Annotated in this window: 20 protein-coding genes; 10 read left to right on the forward strand and 10 right to left on the reverse strand. The window is 34.9% G+C overall.

All coding sequences use genetic code 11. The annotated features are described in order from the left end of the window. Positions 1-55: 55 nt before the first annotated feature. Positions 56-790 carry an outer membrane lipoprotein-sorting protein gene (locus DZ858_RS12625; protein ID WP_117160027.1) on the reverse strand — a complete coding sequence of 245 codons (735 nt, stop codon included), beginning with the start codon at positions 788-790 and terminating at the stop codon, positions 56-58. Between the two features lie 127 nt (positions 791-917). Between DZ858_RS12625 and DZ858_RS12630 the strand changes: the two genes are divergently transcribed. Continuing rightward, positions 918-1805 carry a DUF72 domain-containing protein gene (locus tag DZ858_RS12630; RefSeq protein ID WP_117160028.1) on the forward strand — a complete coding sequence of 296 codons (888 nt, stop codon included), beginning with the start codon at positions 918-920 and terminating at the stop codon, positions 1803-1805. Continuing rightward, the gene (locus DZ858_RS12635; protein WP_117160029.1) at positions 1806-2195 is read left to right on the forward strand and encodes an acyl-CoA thioesterase; all 390 of its coding nucleotides are present in this window, start codon (positions 1806-1808) and stop codon (positions 2193-2195) included. Between the two features lie 10 nt (positions 2196-2205). Here the strand turns inward: DZ858_RS12635 and DZ858_RS12640 are convergent, their stop codons facing one another. Genes DZ858_RS12640 through DZ858_RS12650 form a run of 3 tightly spaced genes read right to left on the reverse strand, consistent with a single transcriptional unit; the run spans position 2206 to position 4885 of the window. Further along, positions 2206-3282: an endonuclease/exonuclease/phosphatase family protein gene (locus DZ858_RS12640; protein ID WP_117160030.1), complete on the reverse strand. Its 1077-nt coding sequence runs from the start codon at positions 3280-3282 to the stop codon at positions 2206-2208. 41 nt (positions 3283-3323) lie between these two features. Next, positions 3324-4607, reverse strand: coding sequence for a mechanosensitive ion channel family protein (locus tag DZ858_RS12645; protein WP_117160031.1), 1284 nt, complete (start codon positions 4605-4607; stop codon positions 3324-3326). Beyond that, on the reverse strand, positions 4607-4885 hold the full coding sequence (locus DZ858_RS12650) for a DUF3817 domain-containing protein (protein WP_193550708.1): 279 nt from the start codon (positions 4883-4885) through the stop codon (positions 4607-4609). The genes DZ858_RS12645 and DZ858_RS12650 overlap by 1 nt, the downstream gene beginning before the upstream one ends. Before the next feature lie 122 nt (positions 4886-5007). Here DZ858_RS12650 and DZ858_RS12655 point away from each other — a divergent pair, with 122 nt between their 5' ends. After that, complete coding sequence (locus tag DZ858_RS12655) at positions 5008-7851, forward strand: M16 family metallopeptidase (protein ID WP_117160032.1); 2844 nt, start codon at positions 5008-5010, stop codon at positions 7849-7851. A gap of 7 nt (positions 7852-7858) precedes the next feature. Further along, a complete protein-coding gene (locus tag DZ858_RS12660) occupies positions 7859-8794 on the forward strand; it encodes a mechanosensitive ion channel family protein (protein ID WP_117160033.1) in 936 nt (311 codons plus the stop codon). Here DZ858_RS12660 and DZ858_RS12665 read toward each other — a convergent pair. Then, positions 8787-9347, reverse strand: coding sequence for a M15 family metallopeptidase (locus DZ858_RS12665; protein WP_239990784.1), 561 nt, complete (start codon positions 9345-9347; stop codon positions 8787-8789). The genes DZ858_RS12660 and DZ858_RS12665 overlap by 8 nt on opposite strands. A 147-nt stretch (positions 9348-9494) precedes the next feature. On the opposite strand from DZ858_RS12665, the gene DZ858_RS12670 reads away from it, so the two are divergent. Then, positions 9495-10229, forward strand: coding sequence for an SDR family oxidoreductase (locus DZ858_RS12670; protein ID WP_117160035.1), 735 nt, complete (start codon positions 9495-9497; stop codon positions 10227-10229). An 87-nt stretch (positions 10230-10316) separates the two neighbouring features. Here DZ858_RS12670 and DZ858_RS12675 read toward each other — a convergent pair whose 3' ends face one another. The 5 genes from DZ858_RS12675 to DZ858_RS12695 form a co-directional block, all read right to left on the reverse strand. Next, positions 10317-10679 (reverse strand): hypothetical protein, encoded by a 363-nt coding sequence (locus tag DZ858_RS12675; protein WP_117160036.1) that lies wholly within the window; start codon positions 10677-10679, stop codon positions 10317-10319. A gap of 173 nt (positions 10680-10852) precedes the next feature. After that, a complete protein-coding gene (locus DZ858_RS12680; RefSeq protein ID WP_117160037.1) occupies positions 10853-11695 on the reverse strand; it encodes an OmpA family protein in 843 nt (280 codons plus the stop codon). A gap of 161 nt (positions 11696-11856) precedes the next feature. Beyond that, positions 11857-12750, reverse strand: a complete 894-nt coding sequence (locus DZ858_RS12685) for a mechanosensitive ion channel family protein (protein ID WP_117160038.1) — start codon at positions 12748-12750, stop codon at positions 11857-11859. 27 nt (positions 12751-12777) lie between these two features. After that, complete coding sequence (locus DZ858_RS12690) at positions 12778-14601, reverse strand: SLC13 family permease (protein WP_117160039.1); 1824 nt, start codon at positions 14599-14601, stop codon at positions 12778-12780. Positions 14602-14671: 70 nt separating this feature from the next. Next, on the reverse strand, positions 14672-15538 hold the full coding sequence (locus DZ858_RS12695; RefSeq protein WP_116693672.1) for a sigma-70 family RNA polymerase sigma factor: 867 nt from the start codon (positions 15536-15538) through the stop codon (positions 14672-14674). A gap of 135 nt (positions 15539-15673) precedes the next feature. Between DZ858_RS12695 and DZ858_RS12700 the strand changes: the two genes are divergently transcribed. The 5 genes from DZ858_RS12700 to DZ858_RS12720 all read left to right on the forward strand — a co-directional run bounded on the left by DZ858_RS12700 (position 15674) and on the right by DZ858_RS12720 (position 21105). Then, a complete protein-coding gene (locus DZ858_RS12700; RefSeq protein ID WP_239990785.1) occupies positions 15674-15886 on the forward strand; it encodes an adenylosuccinate synthetase in 213 nt (70 codons plus the stop codon). 65 nt (positions 15887-15951) lie between these two features. After that, entirely contained in the window at positions 15952-16899 is a 948-nt protein-coding gene (locus DZ858_RS12705; RefSeq protein ID WP_117160040.1) for an aldo/keto reductase, read from the forward strand. 88 nt (positions 16900-16987) lie between these two features. Next, entirely contained in the window at positions 16988-17638 is a 651-nt protein-coding gene (locus DZ858_RS12710; RefSeq protein WP_147309602.1) for a carbohydrate-binding protein, read from the forward strand. 44 nt (positions 17639-17682) lie between these two features. After that, complete coding sequence (locus DZ858_RS12715) at positions 17683-18168, forward strand: ABC transporter ATPase (protein WP_117160042.1); 486 nt, start codon at positions 17683-17685, stop codon at positions 18166-18168. A gap of 18 nt (positions 18169-18186) precedes the next feature. Continuing rightward, positions 18187-21105 (forward strand): glycoside hydrolase family 3 N-terminal domain-containing protein, encoded by a 2919-nt coding sequence (locus DZ858_RS12720; RefSeq protein ID WP_117160043.1) that lies wholly within the window; start codon positions 18187-18189, stop codon positions 21103-21105. Position 21106 lies beyond the last annotated feature (1 nt).

A 21106-nucleotide genomic window follows, 5' to 3' on the forward strand; every position in this document is an offset into this window, starting at 1 on the left:
CGACTTAGAATAAAAAATCCCCGTCGAGCGGGGATTTTTAAGTTGTACTATTAAATTATTCAGGGAAAGCAAACATTCCCTCATTGGTTTCTGGGTTTAGTGTAATATCTTTTACTTTAAGGTTCTGGCCAGAAATTCCCATATCAAAAGGGAAATATAAACCATCCACTTCTTGATAATCACTCATAGAATTTGTTACAGTTTGTCCTTTCATAGGACCTTGTTGAACCTCATTTTGAGTGGCAATTGGAACAAAATTTTCGGTTTCAAAAAAGTAATATGTTACATTTGGAACTTCTTCGCCATCAACCATCATCGGTTCTTTAGTTAATTTAACTTTATACGTTTCTGTCCCTTCAATAGTTTCCTTACCCATAGATTCCACCATATATCCTTTTTCTTTGTAGTTGAAAAATGGAGAAGGAAAGTCCTTCTTAGCTTGCTGCTTCATGTTTTGGTTCATTTCAGCATCACTTTTTTCAGCTTGCATGGTCATCATATTAGTAGTCCAAAGTGTTTCACCATCAAAAGCCATTTGTTTAATTTCTTGACCTTGAAAGTTGATAGTTACTAATTGTTTTCCATCTTTGGTTTGGATAACATCCACAGGAATTTCCATTCCTTGCGCACTTACACTTCCTGAAATTTTAATGGCTTCCAGATTACCCCAATTATCTTTACCTCCAGTTGTTTCAAAATAGTTATCAATAATTTCATCTGCTGTTTGAGCCGAAATAGGAGCTACAGTAACGAGCAATAAAGCGATGAATAGTGTTTTTGCAGTTTTCATGTTTTATATGTTATGGTTTATTGTAAAAGTAAGACACTTTTTTAATGATTTTGTTACAATATATTGAATTTTTTTTCAGAAGAAAAAAGTAACAAAACTCGTATCTTTACTTTAAAAGATAGATGCTATGAAATTTGGTAAAGTTGACGACCCCTCAAAAATAGATTTTACATTACCTGTAGACCATCCGGACACTAAAAAAACGCTTTCTAACTATAAACCTGTTTCCACACCTAATTTATATGTAGGTTGTGCCAAATGGAACCGCGCAGATTTAAAAGGTTTTTATCCTAGAGGTACTAAAGATGAGTTGGAATATTATTCTAGACAATTTAATAGTATTGAACTAAATGCTACTTTTTACCGCATTTTTCCGGCCGATGTTTTTGCAGGTTGGTACGATAAAACCCCAGATGACTTTCGTTTTTTTCCGAAGTTTTTTCAAGGTGTTTCACATTGGAAGCGGCTCAATGATTTTGAAGACTATTTGAATGATTACCTATTAAATGCTTCTAATTTAAAAGAAAAATTAGAAATGCCCTTTGTGCAAACACACAATAACTTTAAGCCAACCAATATGGATAGGTTAGACCTATTTTTTAAGGCAATACCTAATGATATGCGTATTGCGGTGGAATTTCGACATACAGATTGGTTTAATGATGAAGCAGCTTCAGAGGAATTGTATGATATTCTTGAAAAGAATGATGTTACAAACATTATAGTCGATTCTGCTGGACGGCGAGATTTACTACATATGCGCATGACAACCGATAGTGCTTTTATTCGATATAACGGCTCTAATCATGAAAGTGATTATACGCGTTTAGATGATTGGCTTGATAGACTAGAAGAATGGGTTGATCAAGGCTTACAAAACATCTACTTTTTTGTACATCAAAATATTGAAAAAGCATCACCTTTACTTTCAGCTTATTTTATTGAAAAAGCAAATGAGCGCTTTGGCACCGATGTAAAAATTCCAAAAATGGATAAAACTAAAACCTTATTTTAAATGAACTTTCATACCCGTAAATGGATAAAACCTGAAGATTTAAACCCAAATGGCACCTTATTTGGCGGTAGATTGTTAGAGTGGATCGATGAAGAATCGGCTTTATATGCCATTATTCAACTAGAAAATCCAAAAACAGTAACTAAATATATGAGCGAGATTAATTTTCGAAGCTCAGCAAAAAAAGGGGATATTGTTGAAATAGGCTTAGAAGCTGTAAAGTTTGGAACTTCTTCGTTAACACTCGCTTGTGAAGTCCGTAATAAAATGACCCGAGAGGTTATTATTACTATAGATACCATTATTATGGTAAGTTTAGATGAAAACGGAAAGCCTAAACCTCACGGTAAAAAAGAAATAGAATTTGTAAAAGATCGATTAGAAGACTAAATGTAAATCGCTACATGTCTAGTTCTACTTTTTGGACTCCATTGGCTTGTTCTTTGGCACGTTGTAATTGATTTTCTGTAGGTTTTTTTGGTTGTTGCTCCAAAGCATTTTCAGGTTCATAACTCAATTTAGTATAGGTAGGAAAATGATCTGAATTTATATCGCTACCTAATGAAACCTCTAAAGACCTAAATTCACTTGAAATAAAAATATGATCTAACGGCCAACGCATGATAAAGCTTTTTGCATCGAACGTGTTATAAAATCCACGTCCTTTACGAATGTCCAATAACTCGGCAACATTATAAAAAAGTGATGTAGTTGCAGACCAGGCCACATCGTTAAAATCTCCAATTACAAGTACTGGGTGTTTAGATTGTCTACTCAAATTTGCTATTTTCATCATTTCTGCATCTCTGTCAGAAGATTTGGGGTTATGTTGCGGCATAGGCGGTGTAGGATGGATGGTGTATAGCTGTATGGTGTCTTCTGAAGGTAATAAAACCTGTGTATGAATTGACGGGATGTCTTTATCAACCAAATATTTTACTTGTGGTTCTATTAACTTGAATTTAGAATAAAGCAGCATTCCGTATGTGTTATTTAAAGGAACTGCTACTTTGTATTTATAATCTTTGGAAATGTTAGCATCAATATTTTCTTTCCAACCAGTATTGGTTTCAACAAATAGAAGAATGTCGGCATTGTGTTTTTTTATATCCTGAATAAGTTTCTCTTTTTCTTTATTCTTTTGGTACACATTTGCCGTGTATAATGAAATGGTCTTTTCAGGATTATTATTTTTAGCTTCTAATACTTCATAATCCGCAAAGGGGGTGTAAGGGTATATTTTAGTAAGTTGAAAAATAAAACAACTAAGAAGCCCTATAACGAAAAGATAATCGCCCGCACGCTTAATTTCAAAACGCATAAAATAGGTGACAAGTGCCGTGAAGGTTAAAATAGTAAGTTGAATATGAGGAAAATCGAATATTCTAATCCACCAATAGTCGATTGCAATTAAAGGAATTAGGGTTAAAATAATTGCTAATCCACCAAAAATTTGGAGTATTGGTTTTAATTTCATGAAGGGAAAAAATAGTTTGTTCCCCTAAAGATAAAGTTTTGTTAGTTACTTGAATTAAATTTAGCAGAAATTTGAGAAACATCTTTTCCTGAAGGTATTTCAAAAAGCTCCAACCCAAAGTAGGGAATTGCTGCAATTAGGTGGTCAAAAATATCGGCTTGAATATGTTCGTAATTTTCCCAACGTTTGTCATAACTAAAGCAGAATATTTCAATAGGAATACCACGGTCAGTCGGTGCTAAATGACGCACCATTAAAAACAGATCTTTGTTGATAGCAGGATTTTCATGAAGAAACGCATCAGCATATTTTCTGAAAATTCCTAAATTAGTTTGATTACGACCATTTAAAAGAACTGACTTATCGGCCTCGGTATTTTGGTTGTATTTTTGAACATCCCGTTCTCTGTGTTCAATATAAGGTTTGATTAATTGAACTTTTTTCAATTCTTCAATTTCTTCCGAAGACAAAAACTTAACGGAAGTTTGCTTAATAAACAACGATCGTTTAATGCGTCTTCCAGCAGATTCCTGCATACCACGCCAGTTTTGGAAGGAATCTGAAATTAAACTGTACGTAGGAATAGTAGTAAACGTATGGTCAAAGTTTTGAACTGTAACGGTTGCAAGGCTTATTTCGGTAACATAGCCATCTGCCCCATACTTGCTAAAGGTTATCCAGTCTCCAATACGTACAATATCATTTACCGATACCTGAATACTAGCCACAAAGCCTAAAATAGTATCCTTAAAAATAAGTAACAGTACAGCAGATGCAGCTCCTAATGTTGCAAGGCTAAAAATGGAGTATCCAGTTAAAATATTAATGATAAAGAAGATGCCAATGCCCCAACCAAAAATCATTAATACTTGCTGGTAACTTTGTAGGGGTTTGTCGTGAAAACGGGGTTTGTGTTCTAAGTAACTTCGGGTGGTCTTTAAAATACTTCGGAAAATAAGAACGATAAGTATAATTAGATACACATCAATTATCCGAAGTAGGAACTTTAAAATAAGTTGATATTCAATAAAAATAATGGGTATCGTATACCATACGATAATAACTGGAAGAAAGTGTGCTACAAAGCGTGGAAAGTTACTTTTAATAAGAAAATCATCAAACGTAGTCTTTGTTTTATCACTAAATGCTTTAAATATTTGAACAATGAATTTTCTAACAAAAATATCGATCAAGGTAACCACAAACGTAAGTACAATGGAGTTAATCATTGTATTTAAAAAAATTGCCAAATCTTCATTCATTCCAGAATTGACAAAATAATTTTGCAACCAACAAAGGTAATATTTTAGGATTTCTTGGTTCATTATAAATACTTACGTTCTGCGTAAAAAGGGCCAAAAGGAAGTACTGAACATAACATGACAATGCCTAATGTTCCCCAAGACCATTTTAGTTTTTCTTTCATAATATAAGCACCAATAATATAAATAATAAATAAGACACCGTGTGCCATTCCAACGATTTTTACCATTTGAGGCATATCCCAAATGTATTTTAAAGGCATTGCTATACCTAATAAAACCAGAAATGATATGGCTTCAAGCGTACTGATTATCTTAAAGGATTTAGTTGAAATATCCATTGTCAAAATTTTTATGCAAAGATACGGTATCAAACCATAGTTTTAGTATTTTTAATACCCATTTTTCAGCAGTTATTTTAATTAAATTTTGCTGATTACCACACCAAAAAAATACATACATTATGAAATTTTCATCAATCCTTTCTTTCTTATTTATTTCTTTATTTTTTAGTACTGTTCAAGCTCAGGATAAAGCTGCAACAGAGTTTTCCATCGATTACGAAAAATTTACGTTAGAAAATGGTTTAGAAGTAATTCTTCACGTTGATAAAAGTGAACCTATTGTAGCAGTAGCAACGATGATGCACGTAGGTTCTAACCGTGAAAAACCTGGAAAAACAGGATTTGCGCACTTTTTTGAGCATATGTCCTTTAACGATTCTGAAAATGTTCCAGTAGGAGCCAACCGTAAAATGATTCCTGAGTGGGGCGGTAGCCGAAATGGCGGAACTTGGAGTGATGGTACCGTTTATTATGAAGTTGTGCCTAAAGATGCTTTTGAAAAAATTCTTTGGATTGATAGTGACCGTTTTGGGTATATGATTAATACCGTTACCCAAGCAGCATTAGACCGTGAAAAACAAGTAGTAAAGAACGAAAAAAGACAACGAGTTGACAATGCGCCTTATGGATATACAGATGAAATTATACGTAAAAATCTGTATCCTGAAGGTCATCCATACAGTTGGACGGTAATCGGTTCCTTGCCAGATTTGCAAGCCGCGACTCTTGAAGATGTTACAGAATTTTACAATAAGTATTATGGTGCTGCTAATGCTTCGTTGGTCATTGCAGGAGATATTGACATTGACAAAACAAAAGAATTAGTGAAAAAATGGTTTGGTGAAATTCCTAGAGGTCCAAAAGTAGATGCATTAAACCCTATGCCAGTTACCTTGAACGAAACCAAATCTTTATATTTTAAAGATAATTTCGCAAAATTACCAGAGCTACGTATGGTATACCCTACAGTTGAAGGTTATAATAAAGACGAATATGCCTTAGATGTATTGGGCCAATTATTGAGTGGAAGTCGGAAATCGCCTTTGTATAAATCGGTTGTGGAAGAAGGGAAATTGGCGCCTAATGTGAGTTCATACAACAGTAGTTCAGAATTGGCTGGGGAGTTTGTAATTCGTGCCCGCGCCAACGAAGGAGTGGATTTAGATAAAGTAAAAAAAGCAATTGAGAAAGGGTTACAAGATTTTGAGACCAATGGTTTTACCGATACCGAACTACAGCGTATTAAAGCTGAACTGGAAACCCAGTTATATTACGGAGTGGCAACGGTACTTAACAAAGCGTTTCAGTTGGTGCAGGATAATGAATTTGGCGGCGACCCTGGTTATATTTCTAAGAGAACTAAATTATATCAGCAAATTAACCGTGCCGATGTAATGCGTGTTTACAACCAATATATTAAAGGTAAAAACTTCGTGATGACGAGTGTGGTTCCAAAAGATTCCCCAAATTTGGCAGTATCGGGTGCTAAAGAAGCAAGTGTTTGGGAAGAGAAAGTAACTGCGATGGATGCCAGTGAAGAAGTTGCGCAAGGTGAAGAAGCTGAATACGAAAAGACTCCATCAAAATATGATCGATCGGAGCCTGCCTTTGGAGAAGCGCCTCTTTTTGTAATGCCTGAAGTTTGGCAAACCAAACTGGGTAATGAAATGAAGGTTTTAGGAATTGAAAATAACGAATTGCCCTTGGTGACATTTACAATCACTTTTCCTGGAGGTCATAGATTAGATCCAGAAAATAAAGCAGGTTTAGCTATGTTGACTGCCGATTTGATGAACGAAGGCACCAAAACCAAAACAGCTGCTGAGCTTGAAGAAGCCATTGGTTTATTGGGGTCTAGTATATCAATTCGAGGTGGTTTGGAAGAAATCAACGTTTCAGGAAATTGTCTATCACGTAATTTTGAAGAAACCATTAAGCTAGTTCAAGAAATGTTGTTAGAACCTCGATGGGATGAAAAAGAGTACGATCGCTTAAAACAGGAATTAATAACTTCGTTAAAAGGTAATGAAGCCAATCCAAGGGCAATTGCGTCACTGAACTTCAATAAACTTATTTATGGCGAAGGGAATAGTTATGCTGTTTCATCTGAAGGAACATTAGAAACCGCTGACAATATTTCATTGGCGGATGCAAAAGAGTTTTATAAAAATATTTCTCCAAATGGAGCTACCTTTAAAGTAGTAGGGAATATTAAAGAACAACGTGTAACAGATGCCCTGTCTTCACTTTCTGAAAAATGGAAAGGAGAAAAGGTAACGATTCCTTCCGAAGATATTTCTGAAAATAATCCTGCCCGTCCGGCAGGTGGGTCAGAAGGAAACTTATATTTTATTGATGTTCCCAACTCTAAGCAGTCTGTAATCTACATTGGCTTACCTGCTCTTTCAGCAAATAATGATGCGTATACAAAACTAGATTTTGCCAATGAAATATTAGGGGGCGGCTCTAGCGGACGGCTTTTTCAAACCTTGAGAATTGAAAAAGGATATACGTATGGCGCTTACTCTTATATTCCGTCGCGAGATGAAACAGCACCGTTTACCATTACTTCAAGTGTTAGAGCAAATGCAACCCTACCTTCGTTGAAAATTATCGAGAACATGGTAAAAGACTATGGCCCTGGCTTTACCAAGGAAGATGTTGAGTTAACTCAAAATAAAGTAATAAAGCAAAACACACGTGCGTACGAGTCATTGAATGCAAAACTAGGACTCTTAACTCAGATTGATAAATATGGAAAGTCTGAAGATTTCATTAATAAAGAACAAGACTTATTAATGAAAATGAATGTGGAAGACTTTAAAAACATCATCAATAAATACATAAAAGAAGGTGAAATGACCTACGTGGTAGTAGGAGATAAAGCCACACAATTTGAAGAAGTAAAAAAATTAGGTAAAAATGTAATTGAGTTAGACATCCACGGAAATCCGGTTAAATAAAAAGAATATGCTATTAATTCAAGAATCATCAGCAACGGATACCATAACAACCGCAATAAAAAATTACTATGATCATTTTTTAACGATACTACCACGCATTGCGCTAGGTATTTTTATAGTTGTTGCTGGTATATTAATTGCTCAGCTTATTACCAATGTATTTAAGAAACGGATTTTAAAAAAAGCGGAAGACCCGTTAATGGCTCGTTTTCTTGCACAGGCATTAAAAATTATACTCAGCCTTATTGCCATTATGATCGCTCTAGATGTTGCCGGTTTGGGCGGCATTGCAACCGGAATTTTAACCGCTGCTGGTGGAGCTGCAATTATTTTAGGGTTTGCCTTTCAAGATATTGGAAAAAACTTTTTAGCAGGTATTATTTTAGCATTTAATAGACCTTTTCATATTAATGATACGATTATGGTTGATACGCATTTCGGAAAAGTGAAGGCACTTAGTTTTCGTTACACCCATATAAAAACCACGGATGGTCGTGATATCTATGTTCCAAATAGTGATGTATTGACCAAACCTGTTGAAAACTACACTGCCGATGGCTTTTATCGTGTTGATTTTACTGTGGGAATAGGATATGAAGATAATATTGAATCTGCAAAGTCGATTATTCAGAATATATTGGATACCAATGAAGATATTGTCCATAACGATACACACGATAATTTCGTGATTGAGTCGGAGCTTGCCGCCAGCACAGTAAACTTAAAAGTACTGTTTTGGGTACATACCATTGACTATAGAAAAGCTTCTCGAGTTTTGCGAGGGCAGATTATTCAAGAGGTAAAACAAGCCTTAGAGCAGAAAGGATTTAATTTACCTGCAGATATTACTGAACTGAAACTCTACGGAAACGAAGAAGACATACCCTTACGCGTTCGGAAGGATCCAAGGGATTTACTTGCTGAGGGAAAAAAACCTAATTAGAGCAGGGAAGTGGGTCGTTTAAAACAGGGTATTGCCAGTTTTTTTGATAGCCGTAATGCCACCATTCGGTCCTGATGGTTTTAAAACCGTGTTTTCGCATTCCGTCGATAAGTAGTTTTCGGTTGGCGAGAATTTCTTCAGAAAAATTATAATTATCAATATGCGCTTCACGACCAAAATAATCATAATCGCTGCCCATTTCCACATAGCAGCCTTCTAAGGTAACCAATGTGATATCTACAGCTGCTGCACGGTTATGAACAGATGCTCCGTCATACGGATTAGCAACATAAGTAGCTCGTGGCACTTTTTTCCACATTTTTTTCTGAACGTCCAACGGTCGGTAACAGTCGTGAATTTTTATTTTGTATCCTTTTTCGCAGAAATATTGGTTGGCTTTAACCAAAGCTTCAGCAACTTCTTTTACCAAAAGACACTTTGCGCAATCGTATAATACTTCGCCTATAAAATTATTCTCGGTTGCATAGCGAATTTCATAATCGAATTCTGTAGACATTTCTGAAATATCAACTAATTTGTTTTGAGCGCTCATTTCCGAAGAAAAAATGAAAAGAAGTAATAATATGAATAAACAACGGTGCATTTTGAAAGAATTTAAAAGAAGGCAAGCAAATCAAATTTAAGGATAAATTATAACAATTGGCAGCGTGGCTTTGTAACTTTGGGAAAAACAATTTATATGAAAAATTTAAAAGATAAAGTTGCACTTATAACTGGTGGAACAAAAGGTATAGGTTATGGAATTGCTGAAAGTTTATTGCTACAAGGCATAAACGTAGCCATAACGGGAAGAAAAGAAGAAACAGCAAAACAAGCAGCTGAAAAATTAAACAAAACTGAAAATAGTAAAGGTAAAGCCATTGGTATTGAAGCTGATGTTAGAAGTTATGATAGTCAGCAAAAGGCGGTAAACCAAGTGATAGAACAGCTTGGAAAGATAGATATTGTAATTGCTAATGCTGGGTTAGGCCATTTTGGTTCTGTAGAAGAGCTTACGGTAGAGCAATGGCAACAAACTATAGACACTAACCTAAGCGGGCCTTTTTATACGCTGAAAGCGAGTGTAGACTCCCTTAAAAAAGAAAAAGGATATTTTATAACCATTTCCAGTTTAGCAGGAACTAACTTCTTTGCAGGTGGAGCGGCCTATAACGCAAGTAAATTTGGAATCACAGGATTTACGCAAGCTGCTATGCTTGACCTTAGAAAACACGATGTAAAAGTTAGTACGATTATGCCAGGTAGTGTTTCTACTCATTTTAATGGAAATGAACCTACTGAAGGAGATGAAGCTTGGAAAATTCAAATTGAAGACATTGGTAAGTTGGTGGTCGACCTATTGACGATGCATCCACGAACGTTACCAAGTAAAATTGAAGTACGACCAACTGTTCCGCCAAGTGCTAAAAAATAAAGTATTATTTTAAGTATTAGATTTATATTAAATAAAAAAGCTGCTATCATAAAATAGCAGCTTTTTTGTGTTTATATATTATTTACTTTACCTAAAAAAAGCTTCCGCCCAATTTTGAGCATCGGTCAATTGTTCAAAAAAAGCGAAACTTTTATTAAATAGTGGTTGTTCTAAAACAGCCCTTTCGCGTTCCTCAGGATTTGCAGATACAATGGCAAGCCCTTCTATATTTTGTAATGCATTGCCTTTATAAACACTGAAATCTACTTCGTGTTTAAAATTCCGTTCAGTAATTAATACGAATGGTTTATTTTGAAAAAACTCTTGAAATTTTTGATGAACAATAGTTGCTTTTTCAATATCGTAAAAGACATTTTCAAAAACCTTTAAAATAGCATACTTGGCATAAATGCTAAGTTCACAAAAGTCTGTATCTATTCTTTGTATCATAATTAATTACTTCTCAAGTAAGAAGTTCTGTAAAGATACAGAATATTATGATTTGCTTAACATTTATTTATGTTAATATTAACACTTGCTAGATGCTGATTTTTAGTGTTTTAAGTGGATTAAATAGAAAAAGCGGCTCTAAAGCCGCTTTTTAAAGTGTCTGTTTTATGTTCTTAATTAGAAGAAAGCAAGGCTAAGAATTTATCAAGGTTTGGAAGAATCACTATTCGTGTTCTTCTGTTTTTTGAATACGCTTCTTTTGTTTCTTCTTCAGTAAGTGGGTGAAAGCTGCTTCTACCAGCTGCAATTAATTTTTCTGGTGCTACACCAAAGTCGTCTTGTAACTTTCTAATAACTGCTGTAGAACGTTTAACGCTCAACTCCCAGTTGTCTTTAATATACGATCCTGGTTTTACTGTTTGAGAGTCTGTGTGACCTTCAATCATTACTTCCATAGCAGGTTCGCTATTAATAACTCCAGCTAATCTTTCTAAAAGATTGTTAGCTTTTGGGTTAACGCGAGCACTACCAGATTTAAATAATAACTTATCTGAAACGGTAATCATTACCACTGTTTCGTCAATATCAATTTGAATATCATCTTCTTCTCCCTCGCCAATTAAAGAACTATCAAGGTTTTTCTTTAGATTGTATGAAACGATAAGATTCATACTATCTTCAAGCGTTTCTGCTTGTGCCAATTCGTTTTGATCAACATTGGCAAGAGCTGCTCTCATTTTTTCTTTGTCTTTATTTGAAACAACCACATTACCTTCTAGTTGTAAGCGGCTATCATTCGTATCTTTTAAAGATTGAATTTTAGAGTTATAATCGGAAACCCTATCTTCAATTTTAGCGTACTTAGCTTCAATTTCTTCTTTTTCGACTTGTGTTTTAGCTAGTTCTGAACGAGTTTCATTATAATCGTTCTGTAGTTCGACATACTTCTTTTTCGATACACATGACGTAAATATGAATGCGCCCGAAAGTAAGGTTAGTGTGATTAACTTTTTCATTGTAATTAGTTTTAGGTTTATTGTTGGGACAAATATACGTGTAAACACGTATAACGGGATAGTTAAGGTTTCCTATTATTTTGTTAAAAAAACTTAAAATCAGGACATTAAAAAAACGGACACTGCTGTATCCGTTTTATTTTTAAGCATTTAAAAAGAAATTATTCCTCCTGTTTTGAGGCCATTTGAAGCTTATTTTTTCCAAAATCCAACGTGCGTATTGGGAATGGAATGTTAATACCAGCTTCGTCAAAGTTTTTCTTAATAAGTTTAATAGCCTTATGTTGTGCTGCTAATTTTGGTTTCGGTTTTTTACTGTCAATCCAAAAGCGAGTCACAAAATTAATAGAACTGTCACCAAACTCGGTAAAGAAAAAATCAATGGCTTCTCCTTCTCGATGTTCAAAGGTTTCATTTATAATTTTTAGTACGATATCCTCTACCTGTTGAAGATCGCTTTCATACCCGACACCACAACTTACATCTACGCGAGAGCGTTCACTTAATGAATAGTTTGTAAATGGATTATCGACAAATATCGAGTTTGGAATTATCACATATTCATTATCTGTTTGGCGAATAGTAATGTTGCGAAGGCTAATTTCAGTAACATACCCCTTATGGTCTCCAGCTTCTACAAAATCGTCAATTCTTATTTTTGGTAAAAAAGACAAAAGAAGACCAGAAAAAGTATTGCTTAGCGTTCCTTGTAGGGCTAAACCAATAGCTAGTCCTACCACTCCAGCACCAGCTAAAACAGACGTCAAGACTTTGTTAAGGTCCATAACACCCAAAGCAATGAAGAAACCAATAATAAGGGTTATGGAAAAAACAATCTTTCCAAGCATCTGCCTTATTGACTCTTCATTAATTTTTTTCAAGAGAATCTTTTTGAAAAAATTCGTGAGTATCTTTGCCAAAAAGTAAAAAACAACCATTACCAAGATAGCCACAATAAAGTTGGGTAGCTTTAAAATAATGGCATCTAACCAGCCTCCTAATTTATCCCATAAGCTTGAAACTGCATCATTAATTGAAAATGTTTTCTCATCCATAGTGTATTATAATTTTTTATTATTGAATTAAAGTAGTGAGGAAAGCATAAAGGTACCCAAAATCCAAAGGATTAGGGATAAAATGCCTCCTATGATTAAAAAATGCCTGAACTTATAAAAGCCCATACCATATATTAAAGTATTTGTTTGATACCCCATTGGAGTAAAAAAGCTGAAATTAGCCCCAAATAATACAGCTAGTATAAAAGGCTTAAAAGGTAATTCCAAACCTACGGCCACCGATATGGCGATAGGCGTCATTATTATTGCAGTGGCGTTATTACTTATTACACCGCTCATTACCATAGTGATTAAAAAGATAAGCCCAATTATAATTACGTTTGATTTGCCACTTAAAACCATTAGTAATTGATCTGATATCCATTGGTCTGCACCTGTATTATGCATTGCCACACCTAATGGTATCATACCTGCTAGCAGAAAAACAACTTGCCAGTTTACACGATGATATACATCGGTAAGTTTTATACAATTTGAAAGTAATAGTAAACTAACACCAAGTAGAGAGCTTATCAATATTGTTAATACTCCGCTTGCAGCTAATCCAATTATTAATAACAATATACCAAAAGCAATACCTTTTTTTAAATTATCTTTTTCGGCAGGGATTTCATGTTCTTGTAAAATAGCAACATTTTCTAATAATTCCAAACGAGGAATATCTTGTTTAGGAATCTCTACCAAAAGCCTATCACCAGGTTTTAATGCTATTTGACCTATGTCTTTCCTAATGAGCCGTTCTTTTGTGTTTCTAATATTTTTTCGTTTTCGTATCGCAATAGGAGTTGCATTTTGAATGGATTGCCTTCTTATTTCTTTAAGTGATTTTCCTATTAATGCGGAACCCGGTAAGATTAATAATTCGGCAAAACCCAAATTTTCTGGGTTATCTTTTTCCTCTTCCTCAACATCTTCAAGTTTATAAACTGTTTCACCTACATTTAAACGTTCACGAATATCTAAGCCTTCAAATTCGTTAAGTCGCATTAAGTTATCTAGATTGCAAAGTAATAGAAGCTTGTCACTTTTCTTTAACGTAATATAACGCCCAGGAGCATTGTTGGTTTGGCTGTTTCGTGAAATTTTTAACAAGGATATATCTTCATTATTGAACAAAAAGGTGTCTTCAATCTTTTTTCCTATAAGGGAAGAGTTTTCAGTAACAACAACTGAGGTTACATAGTTTTCAATTTTGTATTCATCCTCAATGGTCTCTTTTTTTTCGCCAGGCAACCATCTAGAAGCAATAGTTATTACTACTATTGAAACGGCTAAAAAAACAATACCGTAGAGAGAAAATTCAAAGAAAGAAAAACGTTCGGCACCTAAATTTAAGGCTACGGAATTTACAATTAGGTTGGTAGAAGTTCCCATTAACGTACAGCTACCGCCCAATATTCCCGCAAAAGAAATTGGCATTAATAATTTTGATTCTGGTAAATTAAACCGTTTAGAAATTTCAGAAATAATCTTGATGAATACAATTACAACTGCCGTAGTGCTTATAAATGCTGAAATTCCTGCCGTTATAAACATAAAAACAGGAAGCAATATAATAAAGGGGAGGATGTGAAGCTTCTTTAAAAAACGGGCAAGAGTAGAAATCACTCCCGTATCTTCCATACCAATGGCGACAATCATTAATGCGAGTACTGTTATTGTAGCCGTGTTTGAAAAGCCAGAAATAGCTTCCTCTGGGTTTACCAAACCACATATAGCTAAAGATACAATAATAAAGAGTGCAATTTTATCAACGGGGAATACCTCGAAGGCAAAAAGCACTATAGTAATAAGTAGAATAGAAAAAACGAGTATAATTTCTATTGTCATATATCTTTAGTTGGTTTACATAAAGATACATTTAAGAAAGTATACTCGCTTCTTAAAAATTCTTAAAATATTATCCTAAATATTTTTTCAGGATATGGCTTTTAGATTGTTGACGCAATCTCCGAATTGCTTTTTCACGAATTTGACGCACACGCTCTCTACTTAAATCAAACGTATCACCAATTTCCTGTAAGGTCATTACTGGTTGTCCGCCTAGGCCAAAATTAAGTCTTACAACATCTGCTTCTCTAGGAGATAGGGTGTCTAGTGCACGATCAATCTCAATTCTGAGTGATTCGTGTATTAAAGACTTATCAGGGTTCGGGCTTTCACCAGAGCTAATAACATCATATAAGTTGTTATCATTTTCGCCTTCTTGAAAAGGAGCATCCATAGATAAACTCTTGTTAGAGTTTTTCAACGAACTTTTTACTTTACGTACAGATATGTCCAACTCTTTAGCAATTTCTTCTGCGGTAGGCTTACGCTGGTGTACTTGCTCTAAGTGAATAGCCGCTTTGTTTATTTTACTTATATCACCAATCTTGTTAAGCGGTAAACGTACTACACGAGCCTGTTCTGCAATTGCTTGTAAAATAGATTGTCTAATCCACCATACAGCGTACGAAATAAATTTGAAACCACGAGTTTCATCAAAACGCTTTGCAGCTTTTACTAAACCAACATTTCCTTCATTTATAAGGTCTGAAAGACTTAACCCTTGATTTTGGTATTGTTTTGCTACCGAAATCACGAAACGAAGGTTAGAGCGCGTTAGCTTTTCGAGGGCTGCTTGATCACCTTCACGTATACGTTGTGCCAATTCCACCTCTTCTTCGGCGGTAATCATGTCTATTTTACTTACATCTTGTAAATAACTGTTTAAAGACTTTGTCTCCCTATTGGTAACCTGCTTCGTAATCTTAAGTTGTCTCATATATATAGCCTATGTTTAATTTTAATAACAGGGCATGATAAGGCTTAGAATCCATAAATCCAAATTCTTAACACCTTTTGTTAAATATTATGCCGAAAAGGACTAAAATAAGTACATTCAAGCTAAAATAAAGTCATGAAAAAATATATTTCAAGCTTATTTGTAGCATTAATGTTCTTAATTTCAAAGGCAGAAGCGCAAATTCCGAAAGAAGTTCCGCATCCGGACAATAATAAACCGTTAGATTTATCAAATCCTGCCGACATTATAATTTATATTATAATCCCTGTGGTTTTTATAATATTGTTCTTCGTTTGGCGCAGTAAGCGAAAAAAGAAGAATAAATAGTTAGTCGAATGTTAGTTGCTGAAATAACATGTATTTTACAACTTTAGTATATAAAATAAATTTTTATGAAAAAAAATCCACTAGGAAATACAATCTTAAAGATTTCACCCATAATTTTTGGAGGAAATGTTTTTGGTTGGACCTTAAACGAAAAAGAATCATTTGAAATGCTTGATGCAATAACTGATTTGGGCATTAATTGTATAGACACGGCCGATGTTTACTCGCGTTGGGTTGATGGTAATTCAGGTGGCGAGTCTGAAAAAATCATTGGTAAATGGATGAAAGAACGCGGAAACCGAAAGGATATCATTCTTTGTACCAAAGCCGGAATGGATATGGGGCAAGGCGGTATTGATATTTCAGAAAAACATATTAAAAAATCAATTGACAATTCATTAAACCGTCTGCAAACCGACTATGTTAATTTGTACTACGCTCACAAAGATGACGAAACAACACCTCCTGAAGAAACTTTAGGAGCTTTTAAAGATTTAATTGCTGAAAAAAAAGTACAATATATAGGTGCTTCAAATTTTTCAGCAGAACGATTACGTAAGTCCTTAGAAGTATCAAGAGTAAATGATTTACCAGCATACTCTGTTTTTCAACCGGAATATAACTTAATAGAACGCTCTAATTTTGAAGGAGGCATAGAAGATATTTGTGAAGAAGTTAACCTTGGTGTTGCTACATACTTTTCATTAGCAAGTGGGTTACTTACGGGTAAGTACACATCTGAAAAAGATATTGAAAATTCTTCCAGAGTAAGTTATGTGAAGAAACATTGGAATGAAAAAACAAAAAACATAATTAAGACTGTAAATAGTATAGCAAAAAGCCATAAAGTATCTCCTGCCGCTGTTGCAATATCTTGGGTCTTACACAGACCTGCAGTGTCAGCTCCCATTGTAAGCGCAACCAAAAAAGAACACCTTACAGCTTTTAAAGAAGCAGCCATCTTAGAGCTCACTATCACAGAAATTGAAACTTTAAACAATGTGAGTGCTTAATTTCTGTTTTTTTTAAGAAAATGCATTGTACACTTGTATATCTTTGGCGTGCTTATTGTTTATCTATTTCAAGAAATTTATGGCGACTATGAGATTTATTTTGGTAATTATATGTATTGGTTTCACGACCTTTCACGGCGTGGCTCAAATTGACAGTCAAAATACAAGTGTCCGTTTTGAAGCTATTGATAACACTCCAGATGAAACTCCAACAGGTCTTGAGCTTCCAGATCTTGATACACCGAGCCTTACCAATCCAAGAAAGCCAAATGATGAAAACCCAGGCCTAGGAGAAGAAGACCCTGATATTGACTTTAATACAGATGATGGTTTGTTGGACTATAAAACCGATGAAGCACCAAAATATTTTAAGAAAAAAGACAAGCCCGTTTTAGCTTCATATTTACAAGACCAAAAGTTAGGAGATGTTAAAACTAATGGAGAATTTGTAAATGTAATGTGTCGCGATCACGAATTTGTTGATGGTGATCGCATTCGAGTATTTGTTAATGATGATGTAGTACGGTCAGATATTTCTTTAACGTCTTCATTTACAACAATAAAATTACCGTTACAAAAAGGAATTAATACCGTAGTTTTTGAAGCATTGAATCAAGGAACTTCAGGTCCTAACACAGCCGAATTGCACGTATATGATGATAAAGCTCAATTAATTTCAGCCAAAGAGTGGAATTTAGGCACCGGTTACCAAGCTTCTTTTATAGTTATTAAAGAATAATAATTTTCTAAAGTATCTTTACTTCTGAAAAAAAATAAAAAAATATGCTTACAGATTTTGAAAACTTACCAGACGATTCCCGTATCTGGATATATCAAACCAATCGTAAATTCACCGATGAAGAAATTGCTGAAATTGAACCAAAAACAGCGTCATTTTTAAAAGAATGGACTGCTCATGGTTCTGATTTACAAGCTGGGTTTGAAATTAAACACAATCGATTTATAGTTATAGCGTTAAATCAATCTATTACTACGGCATCAGGCTGTAGCATTGATGCGTCAGTTCATTTTATTCAATCGTTGGAGAAAGAATACAACGTAGATTTAATGGATAAAATGAACGTTACGTTTTATTCCGGTGATTACATAGCCCACAAACCTCTTTCCGATTTTAGGAAAATGGCAAAAAGTAAATCTGTTTCTAAAAACACAATTGTTTTCAATAATTTGGTGAATACTAAAGAAGAATATTTGGAGAATTGGGAAGTGCCAGCAAAGGAATCTTGGCACAATCGTTTTTTATCATAGTTTTAGTACTTTCGGTTTATGAAAAAATTGCTTTTAACCTCACTGCTTACATTACTTTTTACATCCGCTTATAGTCAGCAAATCAACCCATTGATTATTAAAGAAGACTTTGAAAATCAACAGAAATGGGTGGATAGTATTTATGGCAATATGTCATTGCAAGAAAAAATTGGTCAACTTTTTATGGTCGATGTTTTTTCAAGCGCACCAAAAGCTAAAATTGATAAAGTAAAAGACCTAATAAATAACCAATATATTGGTGGGGTTATATTTTCAAAAGGAGGCCCAAAGCGACAAGCAAAATTAAACAACGAATTTCAAGAACTTTCAAAAACTCCTTTGCTCATTGGTATGGATGCCGAATGGGGACTCGCTATGCGACTTGACACAACGTTCGCGTATCCATGGAACATGACTCTTGGTGCCATTGAAGATAATGATATAGTTCGTCAAGTTGGAAAACGAATTGGAGAGCAAAGTAAACGATTGGGGGTGCATATAAATTTTGCGCCTGTTGTTGATATTAATACCAATCCTAACAATCCCATAATCGGTAATCGTTCTTTCGGTGAAGACAAGGAGAATGTAACTGAAAAGGCCTTAGCTTTTATGAAAGGTTTTCATCAAGCTGGTATTTTGGGTAGTGCTAAACATTTCCCAGGCCACGGTGATACTGAAGACGATTCGCATAAAGTGTTACCTACAATAGATCATACTCGCGGGCGGATTGACAATATTGAATTATACCCATATAGAAAGTTAATTAAAGAAGGATTGAACAGCGTGATGGTAGCCCATTTAAATGTTCCAGCACTAGAAGATAAATTAAACTTTCCGTCGTCACTATCAAAAACAGTAGTAACCGATATATTAAAAGGAGAACTTGGTTTTAATGGTTTGATATTCACCGATGCCTTAAATATGCGTGGTGTTGCTAATTTCGATAAACCTGGTGAGATAGACCTCGCAGCTTTTTTAGCAGGAAACGATGTGTTACTTATTTCCGAAGATATACCGAAAGCCCATACCTTATTGGTTAACGCATATCGAGAAGGAGCTATTACTGAAGAGCGCTTAGCGCATTCCGTTAAAAAAATTCTGTATGCCAAATACAAGGTGGGTTTAAACGATTACCAGCCTGTTGACACTACTTATTTGGTTGAAGAGTTAAACACTGTAAATGATGATGCTTTATATGAAAAAGCGATGGAAAATGCTTTAACCGTGCTTAAGAATGACAAAGCAACGTTACCTATTAAAGACCTTCAGAAAAAGAAAATCGCATATGTAAATTTTGGTGATGAATCTGGAAAACCTTTCTTAGAAGAGCTTCGGAAATATGCCAATATAGATTGGGTAAAAGCAAATAATTTAGATGGCTATGTGCAAAAGCTGAAAGATTATAATTATGTAGTTATTGGTTTCCATAAAAGCAATGAAAACCCTTGGAAAGGTTACAAGTTTACTGAAAAGGAATTGGTATGGATATATGAAATTGCTCGGACTAACACGGTTATTTTAGATGTTTTTGCTAGGCCTTATGCACTTTCAGACCTCAAAACAGCTGCCAATTTTGAAGGTGTAATTCTATCCTATCAAAACAGTGAAGTTTCCCAGCAACTTTCAGCACAATTAATATTTGGAGCCAGAGAAGCCAATGGAAAGCTACCGGTAACGTTAGGAGAGGCATTTCCGCTCAACACACATTTTCAAACAAAATCGTTAAAGCGCTTACAATACGGAACACCGGAAAGTGTAGGAGTAAACAGTTATAAGCTTAAAAAAATTGACTCCTTGGCTAAGGTGGGATTGTGGGGTAATATGATGCCTGGTGCTCAAATTTTGATAGCCCGAAAAGGAAAGGTAATTTACAATAAGACGTTTGGGCATCAAACCCAGCAAAAGAAGAGCGCTATCACGGATAATAACCTGTACGATGTGGCATCACTTACCAAGATTTTAGCCACTTTGCCTATGGTAATGAATTTATTTGATCAAGGTGTGCTTACTATGGATACTACCTTAGGCGAAATGCTTCCGGAGTATAAAAACTCAAACAAAGCTAATGTCACACTCAAAGAAATGCTGTCACATTATGCCCGGTTTAAAGCATGGATTCCTTTTTACACCCATACTTTAGATACCATTACTCATAAGCCGGCTGCTAAATATTATAGTTCCACAGCAACTGAAAAGTTCAATGTTGAAGTTGCCGAGGATCTTTACATGCGTCGCGATTACCAAGACAGTATTTTTAAAATAATCAAGGATAGTGAGTTAAGACCGGTTAAGGGATATAAATACAGTGATTTACCTTATTATATTCTGAAAAAATATCTAGAAGAATTTTATGGTGCTCCATTAGAAACGCTCGTGCAACGTAATTACTATGAATCATTAGGAGCGAATCATACTACATATTTACCATTAAGCAAATTTCCAAAAAGTATGATTGTTCCTACGGAAATAGATAACTCGTTCCGTATGCAAAAGGTGCAAGGGTATGTTCATGACCAAGGAGCTGCAATGTTAGGTGGCGTAAGCGGTCATGCTGGTTTATTCAGCACCTCTAATGATATTGCTAAAATCATGCAAATGTACCTATGGAAAGGTTTTTATGGCGGAACCCGCTATTTTAAACCCGAAACATTAGATGCTTTCAACACGTGCTATTATTGTGAGGACGATGTAAGGCGTGGAGTTGGCTTCGACAAACCCCAATTGGGCGATGCAGGGCCAACGTGTGGGTGTGTTTCCATGACTAGTTTTGGACATAGCGGATTTACAGGAACGTTTGCTTGGGCAGATCCCGATTCAGAAATAGTATACATATTTTTATCCAATAGAACGTATCCTGATTCCCGAAATAGAAAACTGATAAGTAGTGATTTGCGTACAAAAATACAGCAAGCTATTTATGATGCCATTGATTATTAAA

Source organism: Marixanthomonas ophiurae (assembly GCF_003413745.1).
Taxonomy (GTDB): Bacteria; Bacteroidota; Bacteroidia; order Flavobacteriales; family Flavobacteriaceae; genus Marixanthomonas; species Marixanthomonas ophiurae.